This window comes from Geodermatophilus sp. TF02-6 (genome assembly GCF_003319115.1).
In the GTDB taxonomy this organism is placed as follows: Bacteria; Actinomycetota; Actinomycetes; order Mycobacteriales; family Geodermatophilaceae; genus Geodermatophilus.
Genome location: NZ_QOHF01000015.1, coordinates 88,382 through 101,959, shown reverse-complemented (window position 1 = coordinate 101,959; position 13,578 = coordinate 88,382). Strand labels below are relative to the sequence as shown.

At 74.5% G+C, this 13,578-nt stretch carries 15 protein-coding genes; 7 read left to right on the top strand and 8 right to left on the bottom strand.

The features are described 5' to 3' along the window. Window positions 1-49 precede the first annotated feature (49 nt). Both DQ238_RS14805 and DQ238_RS14800 read left to right on the top strand, forming a co-directional pair. Complete coding sequence (locus DQ238_RS14805) at window positions 50-334, top strand: HU family DNA-binding protein (protein ID WP_113782033.1); 285 nt, start codon at window positions 50-52, stop codon at window positions 332-334. Between the two features lie 105 nt (window positions 335-439). Next, entirely contained in the window at window positions 440-1,696 is a 1,257-nt protein-coding gene (locus DQ238_RS14800) for a serine hydrolase (RefSeq protein WP_113782032.1), read from the top strand. A gap of 76 nt (window positions 1,697-1,772) precedes the next feature. Here the strand turns inward: DQ238_RS14800 and DQ238_RS14795 are convergent, their stop codons facing one another. Next, entirely contained in the window at window positions 1,773-2,279 is a 507-nt protein-coding gene (locus DQ238_RS14795) for a MaoC family dehydratase (RefSeq protein ID WP_370447519.1), read from the bottom strand. Window positions 2,280-2,308: 29 nt separating this feature from the next. Here DQ238_RS14795 and folP point away from each other — a divergent pair, with 29 nt between their 5' ends. From folP to DQ238_RS14780, 3 genes are all read left to right on the top strand, one after another. Further along, entirely contained in the window at window positions 2,309-3,169 is an 861-nt protein-coding gene (gene folP, locus DQ238_RS14790; protein ID WP_113782030.1) for a dihydropteroate synthase, read from the top strand. A gap of 214 nt (window positions 3,170-3,383) precedes the next feature. Beyond that, window positions 3,384-3,809: a PaaI family thioesterase gene (locus tag DQ238_RS14785; RefSeq protein ID WP_113782029.1), complete on the top strand. Its 426-nt coding sequence runs from the start codon at window positions 3,384-3,386 to the stop codon at window positions 3,807-3,809. Window positions 3,810-3,903: 94 nt separating this feature from the next. Beyond that, entirely contained in the window at window positions 3,904-5,505 is a 1,602-nt protein-coding gene (locus DQ238_RS14780; RefSeq protein ID WP_113782028.1) for a 4-coumarate--CoA ligase family protein, read from the top strand. 99 nt (window positions 5,506-5,604) lie between these two features. On the opposite strand, the gene DQ238_RS14775 is transcribed toward DQ238_RS14780, so the two are convergent. Both DQ238_RS14775 and DQ238_RS14770 read right to left on the bottom strand, forming a co-directional pair. Further along, window positions 5,605-6,039: a hypothetical protein gene (locus DQ238_RS14775; protein WP_147263085.1), complete on the bottom strand. Its 435-nt coding sequence runs from the start codon at window positions 6,037-6,039 to the stop codon at window positions 5,605-5,607. Next, window positions 6,036-6,266: a TMEM175 family protein gene (locus DQ238_RS14770; protein WP_113782026.1), complete on the bottom strand. Its 231-nt coding sequence runs from the start codon at window positions 6,264-6,266 to the stop codon at window positions 6,036-6,038. Before DQ238_RS14770 ends, DQ238_RS14775 begins: the two co-directional genes overlap by 4 nt. A 230-nt stretch (window positions 6,267-6,496) precedes the next feature. On the opposite strand from DQ238_RS14770, the gene DQ238_RS14765 reads away from it, so the two are divergent. Next, a complete protein-coding gene (locus DQ238_RS14765; RefSeq protein ID WP_113782025.1) occupies window positions 6,497-7,489 on the top strand; it encodes an NAD(P)H-quinone oxidoreductase in 993 nt (330 codons plus the stop codon). 82 nt (window positions 7,490-7,571) lie between these two features. On the opposite strand, the gene DQ238_RS14760 is transcribed toward DQ238_RS14765, so the two are convergent. Then, on the bottom strand, window positions 7,572-8,795 hold the full coding sequence (locus DQ238_RS14760; protein WP_113782024.1) for a cysteine desulfurase-like protein: 1,224 nt from the start codon (window positions 8,793-8,795) through the stop codon (window positions 7,572-7,574). An 89-nt stretch (window positions 8,796-8,884) separates the two neighbouring features. Here DQ238_RS14760 and DQ238_RS14755 point away from each other — a divergent pair, with 89 nt between their 5' ends. Then, window positions 8,885-9,448, top strand: a complete 564-nt coding sequence (locus DQ238_RS14755; RefSeq protein WP_113782023.1) for a bacterial proteasome activator family protein — start codon at window positions 8,885-8,887, stop codon at window positions 9,446-9,448. A 125-nt stretch (window positions 9,449-9,573) separates the two neighbouring features. On the opposite strand, the gene DQ238_RS14750 is transcribed toward DQ238_RS14755, so the two are convergent. From DQ238_RS14750 to DQ238_RS14735, 4 genes are all read right to left on the bottom strand, one after another. Continuing rightward, complete coding sequence (locus tag DQ238_RS14750; RefSeq protein ID WP_113782022.1) at window positions 9,574-10,377, bottom strand: HAD family hydrolase; 804 nt, start codon at window positions 10,375-10,377, stop codon at window positions 9,574-9,576. After that, window positions 10,370-11,299: an HAD family hydrolase gene (locus DQ238_RS14745; RefSeq protein ID WP_113782021.1), complete on the bottom strand. Its 930-nt coding sequence runs from the start codon at window positions 11,297-11,299 to the stop codon at window positions 10,370-10,372. Before DQ238_RS14745 ends, DQ238_RS14750 begins: the two co-directional genes overlap by 8 nt. Then, window positions 11,296-12,591 (bottom strand): serine--tRNA ligase, encoded by a 1,296-nt coding sequence (gene serS / locus DQ238_RS14740; RefSeq protein ID WP_113782020.1) that lies wholly within the window; start codon window positions 12,589-12,591, stop codon window positions 11,296-11,298. Before serS ends, DQ238_RS14745 begins: the two co-directional genes overlap by 4 nt. Before the next feature lie 98 nt (window positions 12,592-12,689). Next, window positions 12,690-13,547: a polysaccharide deacetylase family protein gene (locus tag DQ238_RS14735; RefSeq protein WP_113782019.1), complete on the bottom strand. Its 858-nt coding sequence runs from the start codon at window positions 13,545-13,547 to the stop codon at window positions 12,690-12,692. Between the last annotated feature and the right edge of the window lie 31 nt (window positions 13,548-13,578).

Here is a 13,578-nt window from a genome sequence, read left to right as displayed (position 1 = left end):
CGGATCCGCCGCGGTCGGCGCCTCCCCGTTCCCAGCAGAGAGGACACCCGTGAACAAGGCCGCACTCGTCTCCGCCATCGCCCAGCGGGCCGACGTGCCCACCGCCACCGTCGACTCCGTGCTCGACGGCCTCCAGGAGGAGCTCGTCGACGCGATCACCCGCGGTGAGAAGGTCGCCGTCTCCGGCCTGCTGACCGTCGAGCGCACCCAGCGCTCCGCGCGGACCGGCCGCCACCCGCAGACCGGCGAGCCGATGCAGATCCCCGCCGCGAACACCGTCAAGGTCACCGCGGGCTCGACCCTGAAGAAGGCCGCGAGCGACGTGCCGGTCTGACCGACCCCGGGGCGGCGGCTGCCCCCGTGTCCCGATCCGCAGCGTCGTGGGTCAGGATGCGCAGGTGGTCGCCGTCCGACGGCGGGCGGTGGGAACGGAGGACACGTGACGACGGCACTCCAGGTGGACACCGACCCCGCCGAGGTCGGCTTCGACGCCGGCCGGCTGGCCCGGCTGGACCGGCGGCTGGCCCGCTGGGTGGACGACGGGCAGCTGCCCGGCCACCTCGTGACCGTGGCCCGGCACGGGCACCTGGTCCACGTGGGCCGCTACGGCTCCCGCAACGTCGAGGAGGGGCTGCCGGTCGAGACCGGCACCCGCTGGCGCATCTACTCGATGACCAAACCGATCACGTCGGTCGCGACGATGATGCTCTACGAGGAGGGCGCCTTCGAGCTCTCCGACCCGATCGCGCGGTGGCTGCCCGAGTTCGCCGAGACCCGGGTGTACGTGGCCGGGTCGGCGCAGAAGCCGGTCACGCAGCCGCAGGTCGAGCCGATCCGGGTGCGCCACCTGCTCACCCACACCTCCGGGCTGACCTACGGCTTCCACCACGCCTCCCCCGTCGACGCGATGTACCGGGCGGCCGGGCACGAGTGGGGCACCCCGGCCGGCGCCGACTCCGCGGAGGTCTGCCGGCAGTGGGCGGCGATCCCGCTGGCCTTCCAGCCGGGGTCGGAGTGGAACTACGGCGTCTCCACCGACGTGCTGGGACGACTGGTCGAGGTCGTCTCCGGCATGCCCCTCGACGAGTTCTTCGAGCAGCGCATCTTCACCCCGCTCGGCATGACCGACACCTCCTTCGGCCTGCGCGGGGACGACGACGTCGAGTCGCTGGCCCGCCTCTACGCCGCCGTCCCCGGTGAGCCCGGCGGCGCGCCCACCGGGTACGCCCCGTACGACGCGATGGGCACCGCGGCGCACGCCAAGCCGGCGTTCCTCTCCGGCGGGGGCGGGCTGGTCTCCACCGCCGCCGACTACCTGCGGTTCGTCGAGCTGTTGCGCCGCGGCGGGTCCTACGACGGCGGCCGGCTGCTCAACGCCCGCACGATCGCCTACATGACCCGCAACCACCTGCCGGGCAACGCCGATCTGGAGACCTTCGGCCGGCCGCTGTTCGCCGAGACGCCGCTGCGCGGGGTGGGCTTCGGACTCGGGTTCTCCATGGTCATCGACCCGGTCCGCTACGGCGTGCTGTCCAACGTCGGCGACTACAGCTGGGGCGGCGCGGCGTCCACGGCGTTCTACGTCGACCCGGTCGAGGACGTCACGGTCGGCTTCTACACCCAGCTGCTGCCCTCGAGCACGCTGCCGATCCGCAACTTCCTCCGCCAGCTGGTCAACCAGGCCCTGGCCGACTGAAGGCCGGGCATGGGAAGCGATGCCTGCGTTCCCGGGCTGAAGACGCAGGTATCGCTTCCCATGCCCGGGTCGTCGGCTAGAGGTAGCGGCGGTAGACGACGGTGGCGACCAGCGCGGGCTTGCTGGCGCCCTCGACCTCCACGGTGACGGCGACGTTCATCTGGACGCCGCCGTCGATGGGGGTGGCCGACTCCATCGTCGCGCCGGCCCGCACCCGTGACCCGACGGGCACCGGGGTGGGGAAGCGCACCTTCTCCGTGCCGTAGTTGACGCCCATCCGGAAGCCCTCGACGTCCAGGATCCCCGCCAGCAGCACGGGGACCAGCGACAGGGTCAGGTAGCCGTGCGCGATCGGCCCGCCGAAGGGGCTCTCCCGCTCCGCGCGCTCGACGTCGACGTGGATCCACTGGTGGTCACCGGTCGCGTCGGCGAACCGGTCGACCTGCTCCTGCGTGATCGTCGTCCAGTCGCTGTGGCCGAGGTGCTCGCCGACCAGGCTCTGCACACCCTCGACGCCCTGCGCCGTCGTCGCCGCCATCGCGCCGTCCTCCCGTCCTGCGGTGGTCTGGTTGGCTGACTCCACCACACCAGCGTCGGCGAGGGAGGGACGGGGTGCTCCGGATCGGCGCGCTGGACGTGCCGGACGGCGCCTTCGTCCTGATGGCGATCGTGAACCGGACACCCGACTCGTTCTACGACCGCGGCGCGACCTACGCCATGGCCGCCGCCCTCGACCGGGTGGACCGGGTGGTCGCCGAGGGCGCGGACGTGGTGGACGTCGGCGGGGTGAAGGCCGCGCCCGGCGAGGACGTCTCCCCTGCCGAGGAGATCCGGCGCACGGTGGACCTGGTCGCCGCGGTCCGCGCCGCCCACCCCACGCTGCCGATCTCGATCGACACCTGGCGGGCCGAGGTGGCGCGGGAGGTGCTGGCCGCCGGGGCCGACGTCGTCAACGATGCGTGGGGCGGGGTCGACCCGTCGCTGGCCGCGGTCGCCGCGGAGGCCGGCGCCGGCATCGTGTGCACCCACGCCGGAGGCCTGCCGCCGCGCACCCGCCCGCACCGGGTCGCCTACGCCGACGTGGTGGCCGACGTGGTCGCCCGGACGACGGCGCTGGCGGAGGAGGCCGTCGCGGCGGGCGTGGACCGGGAGCGGGTGCTGGTCGACCCCGGCCACGACTTCGGCAAGAACACCCGGCACTCGCTGCAGGTGACCCGCCGGCTGGACGAGCTGGTGGCCACCGGCTGGCCGGTGCTGGTGGCCCTGTCGAACAAGGACTTCGTCGGGGAGACCCTCGACGTCCCGCTGGAGCAGCGGCTGACCGGGACGCTGGCCGCGACCGCGGTGAGCGCCTGGCTGGGCGCGACGGTGTTCCGGGCGCACGACGTCGCGGCGACCCGCCAGACGCTGGACATGGTCGCCTCGATCCGCGGCGACCGGCCGCCGGCCCGCACCACCCGCGGCCTGGCCTGAACGGTGACCCGCGGACCCCCGCCACTCGCAGGCTCGCGGCGGCCCCTGCAGGGCGGCGACCACCGAGAACGATCAGCTGAGCTCACGGTCCGGCGTCCTGGCTCACCGTCGACGGTGAGCCAGGACGCCGGACGACCAGCTGACCTGATCATCCGGGGGGCGACATCATCCGGGGGCGACGGCGCGGATGCGAGCGGCGACTAGGTTCCGCTCCATGACCGCCACCGGGTTCCTCACCGCCGACGAGCTCAACGCCCTGCTCCCGGGCACCCTCCCGGGCCTGCTGGGCCTGACCGTCACCGCGCACGAGCCCGGCCGGCTGGAGGCGGCCCTCGACGTGCGCCCGGAGCTGCTGGCCCCCAACGGCTACCTGCACGCGGCGACCGTGGTCGCGCTGGCCGACACCGCCTGCGGGCTGGCCACCCGGGCGCTGCTGCCCGAGGGGGCGGTCGGTTTCACCACCCTCGAGCTGAAGAGCAACTTCGTCGGCACGCTGCGCGAGGGCCGGGTCACCACGGTGGCCACCAACGCCCACGCCGGCCGGACGACGCAGGTGTGGGACGCCGTCGTGACCGCGGCCGGCTCGGGGAGGACGATCGCGCTGTTCCGCTGCACGCAGTCGGTGCTGTGGCCGCGGTGACCCGATCCGGTACCCGCGGGTAACCCCGCTCGTCGGACGGGCCCCGGGGGATGTGAGACTGGCGCCACACCGACCGAGCGCGAAGGAGTCCCCGTTGGCGCTGGCCAGCCGATACCCCGACGTCGAGATCCCGGACGTCTCCGTCCCCCAGTTCGTCCTCGCGGCCGGCAGGGACAGGCCCGACGCGCCCGCGCTCGTCGACGGCCTGACGGGCGACACGATCACCCACGGCCAGCTGGCCGGCTACGTCGACCGGGTGGCCGCGGCGCTGCACGCGCGCGGTCTGCGCAAGGGCGACGTGGTGGCCGTCTTCTGCCCCAACACGCCGTGGTTCCCGGTGGTCTTCCACGGCATCGCCGCCGCCGGCTGCGTCATGAGCCCGATCAACTCCCTGTACACACCCCACGAGATCGCCTTCCAGCTGCGCGACTCCGGCGCCAAGGTGCTGATCACCGTCTCGCCGTTCCTCGACCGGGCGAAGGCCGCTGTGGCGGAGGCACCGGTCGACGAGATCGTGGTCATGGACGGCGCCGAGGGGCACGCCTCGCTGCTCGACCTGCTCTCCACCGATGCGCCGTCGGTGCAGGTCGACATCGACCCGGCCGACGACCTGGTCACGCTGCCCTACTCCAGCGGCACCACCGGCCTGCCCAAGGGCGTTCTGCTCACCCACCGCAACCTGGTGGCCAACGTGGCGCAGTGCCGGCCGCTGATCCAGCTGGGCGAGGACGAGCGGATCATCGCCGTCCTGCCGTTCTTCCACATCTACGGCCTGACCGTGCTGATGAACCAGGGTCTGGCCTGGGGTGGCGCGGTGGTCACGCTGCCGCGCTTCGACCTCGAGGACTTCCTGCGCACCATCCAGGACCACAAGATCACCCGCGCCTTCGTCGCCCCGCCGATCCTGCTCGCATTGGCCAAGCACCCGCTGGTCGACTCCTACGACCTGTCCTCGCTGGTCTCGGTCCTCTCCGGCGCCGCCCCACTGGACGAGCAGCTGGCCCTGGCCGCCCAGCGGCGGCTGCGCAAGGGGGCCGACACCGGTGTGACGGTGGCGCAGGGCTACGGCATGACCGAGCTCTCTCCCGTGTCGCACACGACCCCCGACCCGGGGTGCGAGCCGCCCGGCGCGCCGGCCGGCTCGGTCCCGAAGGGCTCGGTGGGCTTCGCCGTCCCGAACAGCGAGTGCCGGCTGGTCGACCCCATCACCGGGGAGGACGCCGGCCCGGGCGAACGGGGCGAGCTGTGGGTGCGCGGCCCCAACGTCATGAAGGGCTACCTGGACAACGCCGAGGCCACCGCCGCCACGATCGACGCCGAGGGCTGGCTGCACACCGGCGACGTCGCGGTCGTCGACGACAACGGCTGCTACACCGTCGTCGACCGGGTCAAGGAGCTGATCAAGTACAAGGGCTACCAGGTGGCCCCGGCCGAGCTCGAGGCGGTGCTGATCGGCCATCCGGAGATCGCCGACGCCGCGGTCATCGGCGTCCCGGACGCCGAGAGCGGTGAGGAGCTGCCCAAGGCGTTCGTCGTCCGCACCGCCGGGTCGACGCTCACCCCGGAGGCGGTCGTCGAGTACATGGCCGGCCGGGTGGCGCCGCACAAGAAGATCCGGTTCGTCGAGTTCATCGAGGCGGTACCGAAGTCCGCGGCGGGCAAGATCCTGCGCAAGGACCTCAAGGCCGCGAACTGAAGGACCCCGGCCCCTCCCCGAGCCCTCGCGGGCTCGGGGCGGGTCCCGGGAGGGGGCCACCCTCCCCGAGCCCTTCGCGCCCGGCGGACCGCCCGGTGCTCAGTGACCGTGTCCGACCCGGACACGGCCGTCGGGCCCGGGCCGCCCGGTCGACCTCCGTACGGCGAACCGGTCGCTGGCCGGACGGGTGACGAGCAGGGCGCCCCAGACCAGCGGGGCGTAGCTGCTCCTGGGCAGGAGGTAGGCCAGCGGGACCGCGGCGAGGAACACCACGGCCGACGACACCGGCCGCACCAGGAGCCGTCGCCGCAGGTCCGGGTCGACGTCGGCCCCCCGGGGTCCCAGCGCCCACCGGTAGAGCCGGAACGCCAGCGCGCTGGTCAGCGCGAGCAACCCGGCGGTCACCGCCACCGCCTCCGGGACCTGGGCGTTGTGCACGATGAGGCCGGTGGCCACCGGGAGGGCCGCGACACCGACGAGGAACGCCAGAGTGCGCCGGACCACGTCGCTGTCGATCTGCTGCACCGTGCTCATGACCCGGTGGTGCGACTGCCAGTACTGGCCGGTGATGAGGCCAGGGAGTAGGCACCCAGCTGGGCGAGCAGGCCGGGCAGCGCGGACCGGAACTCCTGGCGGGTGAGCGTCTCCTCCGGCACCCTCACCTCGAGGGCGAGCAGCGTCATCGCGATCGCGAAGACGCCGTCGCACAGTGCGTTCAGGCGGTGCGGGGGCCAGGTCGATCCGTCCCGTCGCAGGGGCACGGACCGCAGGGTAGGCGCAGCATCGCGGTGTCGGGCGCCCGGCTGCCGGTGGCCCGCGGCGGCCCCCTCCCGGGTCTCCCTCGAGCGGAGCGAGGGGTGGGGAGGAGGTCCTTCGACGACGGGCTCGGGGAGGGGGGCCCTCGGCCTGCACGGAGGCCGAACCTCGGGACGGAGCCTCGGGACGGAGCCGCGCGGCGGGACCCTGCACGGGGGCCTTCTAAGGTCGAGGCATGCGTGCGGTGACGACGAGCGGACCGGGTGGCCCCGAGGTGCTGGGCTGGGGGGAGGTCCCCGACCCGGTGCCGGGGCCCGGCGAGGTGCTCGTCGACGTCGTGGCCGCCGCGGTCAACCGGGCCGACCTGCTCCAGCGGGCCGGTCGCTACCCGCCGCCGCCGGGGGCCAGCGAGATCCTCGGCCTGGAGTGCAGCGGGGTGGTCAGCGAGGTCGGCGAGGGCGTCTCGGGGTGGGCGCTCGGCGACGAGGTGTGCGCGCTGCTGTCCGGCGGCGGCTACGCCGAGCGGGTCGCCGTCCCGGCCGGGCAGCTGCTGCCCCGCTCCGCGGGGGTGGAGCTGGCCACCGCAGCGGCCCTGCCCGAGGTGACCTGCACCGTCTGGTCGAACGTCTTCCTGCTCGCCGGGCTGCGCCGCGGCGAGGCCTTCCTCGTGCACGGCGGGTCCAGCGGCATCGGCACGATGGCCGTCCAGCTGGCCGCCCGGGCCGGCGCCCGGGTGTTCACCACCGCCGGCACCCCGGCCAAGCTCGACGTGTGCCGCGAGCTCGGCGCGGAGGTGACGATCAACTACCGCGACGAGGACTTCGTCGAGCGGGTGCGCGCGGAGACCGACGGCGCCGGTGTCGACGTCGTCCTGGACAACATGGGCGCTGCGTACCTGGCCCGCAACGTCGAGGTGCTGGCCACCGGCGGCCGGCTGGTCTGCATCGGGATGCAGGGCGGCACGCGGGCGGAGCTCGACCTCGGCGCGCTCATGCGCAAGCGGGCCTCGGTGCACGCCACCACGCTGCGGTCGCGGCCGGCGACCGGGCCGGGCGGCAAGGCGGAGATCGTCGCGGCGGTGCGGCACGACGTGTGGCCCGACGTCGAGCGCGGGGTGGTCCGCCCGATCGTCGACCGCCGGCTGCCCATGTCGCGGGCGGCCGAGGCGCACCGGGTGGTGGAGGCCAGCGAGCACGTGGGCAAGGTGCTGCTGCTGGCGGAGGCATAGGAGAGGCATAGGAGAGGCATAGGAAGCGATGCCTGCGTCCGCGGGCGCAGGACGCAGGTATCGCTTCCCATGCCCGGGAACGTCAGCGGGGGCGCAGCTCGGCCACCGAGTCGACGAGGTACCCGACCTCCTCGGCCGTGTTGTAGTGCATCAGCCCGAGCTGCACCGCTCCGCCCTCCTCGTTGACCCCGAGGGCGTCGAAGAGCTCGCGGGCAGAGAAGTCGCCGTCCCAGGCGCAGACGCCGCGCCGGGACAGCTCGGCGGCGACCTGCCGCGGGCGCATGCCGGCGACGGTGAACGACAGCGTCGGTGTGGTGTCCGCGGCCGACCCGATCACCTGGACGTGGCGCATGGCGCGCAGCGCCTGGTCCAGCCACTCGAACAGCCCGCCCTCGTAGACGGCCACCGCGGTCATGGAGGTGCGCAGCCGCTCGCGCCGCGACCCGGTCGCGTCCTCGCTGAGCGAGGCCAGGTGCTCCACGGCCGCGGGGACCCCGGCCAGCAGCTCGAACGCGTGACCGCCGCTCTCGAACCGGTCGGGCACCCGGTCGGACACCGACAGCAGCTTGTCCGGCGCCAGCTCGCCCAGCAGCGCGGGGTCGGCCACCACCGCGGCCACGTGCGGGCCGCACCACCGGTCGGCCGCGACGACGAGGAAGTCCGCGCCGAGCTCGCCGACGTCGACCGGGTCGTGGGCGACCGCGTGCACACCGTCGACGAAGACCAGCGCGCCCACCTCGTGCGCCCGCCGGGCGATCGCCGACACGTGCGGGCGGGTGCCGATCGCGCTGCTCGCGGCGGTGACCGCGACCAGCCGGGTGCGGCCGGTCAGCAGCTCGTCGTACTGCCAGTCGGGCAGCTCCCCGGTCTCGATGTCCACCTCGGCCCACCGGACCCCGACGCCGTGCCGCTCGGCCAGCTGCACCCACGGGCGGATGTTGGCGTCGTGGTCGAGCCGGCTGACCACGATCTCGTCCCCCGGCCGCCAGGTGCGGGCCAGCGCGCGGGCCACGGTCCAGGTCAGCGTCGTGGGGTCGGGCCCGAGGACGACACCGGCAGCGACCCCGCCGACGAGGTCGGCGACGGCGGCCCGGGCGCTGGCCACCAGCCCCTCCGCGCGGGCCGACGCCGGGAAGACCCCGCCGCGGTCGGCGACCGGCACCCGCATCGCCTGGGCCACGGCGAACACGACGCTCTCCGGCAGCAGCGTGCCGGCCGGCCCGTCGGCGTGGACGAAGCCGTCGGAGAGCCCGGGGAACAGGCCCCGGACGCGGGCGACGTCCAGCCGCCCCTCCCCCGGTCCCATGGTCAGCGACCCTAGACGCAGCCCTCGGCGGCCGAGCACGCCTCGGAGGTTCCCGGCGGACGGCCGGTCGGGCGGGGGAGGATGGGGACATGACCGCACCCGGATACGGCAGTGAACGCCCACAGCAGGTCGTCGTCGTCGGCCCCGACGGCCGGCCGGTCGGCACGATGCCCGTGCCGGACGGCGGCGTGGGAGGGCCGGGCAGCGGTGGAGACGGCCCCGCGGACGGCGGGGGCATCAGCGACATGGTCGAGCAGCCGGCGAAGGTCATGCGGATCGGCACGATGATCAAGCAGCTGCTCGAGGAGGTCCGCGCGGCGCCCCTGGACGACGCCAGCCGCAACCGGCTCCGCGACATCCACGCCACCTCGATCCGCGAGCTGGAGCAGGGCCTGGCCCCGGAGCTGCGGGAGGAGCTGGAGCGGATCACGCTCCCGTTCAGCGAGGACCAGACGCCGTCGGACGCCGAGCTGCGCATCGCCCAGGCCCAGCTGGTCGGCTGGCTGGAGGGCGTGTTCCACGGCATCCAGACCGCGCTGTTCGCCCAGCAGATGGCCGCCCGCGCCCAGCTCGAGGAGATGCGCCGCCGGGCGCTGCCCGGCGGCCAGCCCACCCCGGGCCCCGACCTGCGGCCCAGCGGCCAGTACCTGTGACCTGCCCCGCCCCCCGGGCGATCAGTCCCGCCCCCACGGGTGATCACCGGAGAGTGGCTGCCCGACACGCCGAGCGGAGGAGTCACCCGCCGATGATCGCGGCGGGGGGGGGGGAGTCGAGCCGGTCAGAGGGAGGCCAGGAAGGCGGCGACGCCGTCGTCCTCGTTGCTGCCGGTGACGTCGGTGGCGGCGGCGAGCAGGTCGGGGTGGGCGTGGGCCATGGCCACCGCGCGGCCGCCGCCCTCGCGCACCCAGTCGAAGGCGGCGATGTCGTTGGGCATGTCGCCGAAGACGACGACGTCCCCGGGGCCGACCCCGTGCGCCGCGGCGACCTTGGCCAGCCCGGTGGCCTTGGTGACGCCGAGCGCGGAGATCTCGGCGAGGGCGTCGCTCGAGGAGTTGGTGACCGTCGCCTGGTCACCCACGACCCGCTCGACCAGGGCGACGAACTCGTCCCGGGGCAGGGACTCGTGCCGGGCCAGCAGCTTGGCCACCGGCGCGGCGACCATCTCCTCCAGCGTGGCCACCGCCACGCCGGGGGCGTCGACGTCCCAGCGCGGCTGGTACACCGGCTCGTGCCGGAACTCCAGGCCGTACTCGACGGCGAACCACGTGTCGGGCTGGTGCCGGCGCAGCTCGGCGGTGACCTGCTGCAGCACCTCGGGTTCCAGCGGGTCCTCGTCGACGACCTCGAAGCCGGCCAGGTCCAGCAGGACGGCGCCGTTGCAGCACACCGCGGTGCCGTAGCGCAGGACCTCGCGGATCCGGACCATCCAGCGCGGCGGCCGGCCGGTGGCCAGGACGACGGGGACGCCGTCGGCCCGCCAGCGCTCCAGCTCGGCGACGGTCGCTGCGCTGACCGTGTCGTCGCCGCGCAGCAGCGTGCCGTCCATGTCGCTGGCGATCAGCCGCGGCCGCCAGTCAGACACCGGGCTGCCTCCCGTCGCACAGCAGGGCCTCCAGGTAGCGCGCGACGCCGTCCGCGTCGTGCCCGCTGGTGAGCAGCGGCGTGGCCGCGCGGACGGCGGGGTGGGCGTTGGCCACCGCGACCGCCCGCCCGCCGGCGGCGCGTACCGCCTCGATCATCGGCAGGTCGTTGGGCATGTCGCCGAAGACGAGGACGTCGCCGAACCCGACGCCGTAGCGCTCCAGCGCGATCGCCAACCCGGTCGCCTTGGTGACCCCCGCGGGCAGCACCTCGATGAAGCCCAGCCCGGCGTGGGTGACCTCGGCCTCGGCCGGGTCGACCACCCGGCGGGCGCGGGCGAGCAGCTCGTCCTGGCCGAGCGACGCCGAGCGCAGGAACACCTTGAGCACCGCGCCGGTGGGCAGCACCTGGTGGCGCGGCAGCAGGTGCGCCGGCTCCGGGTAGGGCCAGTCGAACCCGTGCTGCACCCGCAGCGGCGAGTGCACCTCACCCTGCTCGGCGGCGTCCTCCACGGCGACGACCAGCTCGCCGGCGACGTCCTCGATCCGCTCGATGACCGCCGTCGCCTGATCCCGGGGCAGGCCGACGGTGCGCAGCACCTCGTCGCGCTCCAGGTCGACGACGAACCCGCCCTGGGCGAGGACGGCGATGCCCCGCCCGTCGAGCGCGGCGCGCACGCTGTCGAACAGCCGGGGGCCGCGGCCGGTCACGCCGACGACCGGGATGCCGGCGTCCCAGCAGGCGCTCAGCGCCGCCCGGGTGCGCGGGCTGACCGCGCCGTCGGAGGTCAGCAGCGTGCCGTCGAGGTCGCTGGCCACCAGCTTCGGCCGCCAGGACCCGACGTCCCCGAGCTCGACGACGACGTCGGCACCCGCGGCGGCGGTGCCGGCGCTGGGCAGCACGCCCGACCGGTCAGCCGTCATGCGACCGGCACCGGCGCCGCCAGCGTCATGCCGGGGGTGAGCGCCTCGCGGCCGCCCAGCCAGGGGCGCAGGGCCCGGGGCACGTACACCGACCCGTCGGCGCGCTGGTGCACCTCGAGCAGGCAGGCGATGGTGCGGGCGATCGCGCAGAGCGTGCCGTTGAGCGTGGCCGCGGTCTGGTTGCGCCCGTCGGCGTCCCGGTAGCGGATGCCCAGCCGCCGGGCCTGGAAGGTGGTGCAGTCCGAGGTGCTGGTCAGCTCGCGGTAGGTGCCCTGCGACGGGAACCAGGCCTCGATGTCGTACTTGCGGGCGGCGCTGGTGCCCAGGTCGCCGGCGGCGATGTCGACCACCCGGTAGGGCAGCTCCAGGGCCTGGAGGAACTCCTCCTCCCAGGCCAGCAGCCGCAGGTGCTCCTCGGCGGACTCCGCAGGAGCGCAGAAGCTGAACATCTCGACCTTGTCGAACCAGTGCACGCGGATGATGCCGCGGGTGTCCTTGCCGTAGGAGCCCGCCTCGCGGCGGAAGCAGGACGACCAGCCGGCGTAGCGCAGCGGTCCGCCGGACAGGTCGAGCACCTCGCCGGCGCGCATCCCGGCCAGCGCCACCTCGGAGGTGCCGACGAGGTACAGGTCGTCGCGCTCGACCCGGTAGACCTCCTCGTCGTGCTCGCCGAGGAAGCCGGTGCCCTCCATCGCGGCCGGCTTGACCAGGGCCGGGGCGACGACCGGGGTGAACCCGGCGGCGACGGCGCGGCCGACCGCCAGCTGGGCGAGGGCGAACTCCAGCAGCGCGCCGGGGCCGGTGAGGAAGTAGAAGCGGGCACCGGAGACCTTCGCCCCGCGCTCCACGTCGATCGCGCCGAGCGCCTCGCCGACCTCCAGGTGGTCGCGGACGGGAAAGTCGTACGCCGGGACCTCGCCGACGGTGCGCAGGGTCACCGCGTCGTCCTCGCCGCCGGGCGGGACGTCGTCGGCGACGACGTTGGGGATGCGCAGGTGCGCCTTCCGCAGCGCGGCGTCGGCGGTGCGCAGCGCCTCCTCGGCCTCCTTGACCTGCGCGGCCAGCGCCTTCGCCCGCTCCAGGACGGCGGGCCGCTCCTCGGGGGAGGCCTTCTTCACCGCCTGCGAGGCCGCCTTCTGCTCGGCGCGCAGGTCGTCGGCGCGCTTGACCGCCTCGCGGCGGGCGGTGTCGGCGGCGAGCAGGTCGTCGACCCGGGACTCGTCGGCCCCGCGGGCACGCTGGCTGGCCTTGACGAGGTCGGGGTGCTCGCGCACGAGTCGCAGGTCGATCACCCTGTCCAGTCTGTCATCCTCCGGACGACACCGCGGCCAGGTGCCGGGAAGGACCCCGGGTGTCCGGACGACGCCGCCGCCGGCGCCCCTCGTCCGCCTCAGAAGTCGGCCTCCAGCTGGGCCAGCAGCGTGGGCCCGTCCCACGTCGGCGGCGGCATGACCCGGCGCACGGTCAGCAGCGGGCGCTGGGGGTCCTGCGGGTCGGCGAGCTGGAAGGCCGCCCGGAAGCCGGCGGCCGCCACGTGGTCGAGCGCCTCCTGCGACCACATGCCGTTGGGGTAGGCCAGCAGGTCCACCGGGTGGCCGACGATCTCGGCCAGGTCGGCGGCCGGCTGATCCAACTGGACCGGCCACTGGTCGGCGGGCAGCCGGTCGAGCCGCTGGTGATCGTAGGTGTGGCAGCCGATGGTCATGCCCGCCTGGTCCAACTCGCGCACCTGGTCGCGGCTGAGCCAGTCGGGCTTGTCCAGGACGACGGTCATCGGGAAGAAGGTGCCGACGAAGCCGAACTGCTGCAGCGTCGGCAGGGCGACCGAGTGGTGGGTCTCCGACCCGTCGTCGAAGGTTAGCAGCACCGGCCGGTCCGGCAGTCCGGTGCCGTACTCCAGGTGGTCGACGAGCGCCGGGGCGGTCACGGGGGTGTACCCGGCGTCGCGCAGCGCCTGGAGCTGGGCGGTGAACACCGCCGGCGGGGTGATGATGCTGCGGGCGTAGGCGCCGTCGTCGGGGCGGAACTCGCGCAGCTGGTGGAAGCAGAGCACCGGCACGGTGGACCGGGCCAGGACCTCCTGCGGCGTGCCCGGGGTCGGCGGCGCCGGCGGCGCGGGTGAGGTCGTCGGTGGCGCGCTGGAGGGCGTCGTCGTCGCCGCCTGGGGAGCGGCCGACCGGTCGGCCGAGCACCCGGCGATCGTGGCGATCCCGGCGAGGCCTGCGGCGAGGAAGGTCCGGCGGTCCATACCAGCACGGTGACCACTCCGGACCCGGCCG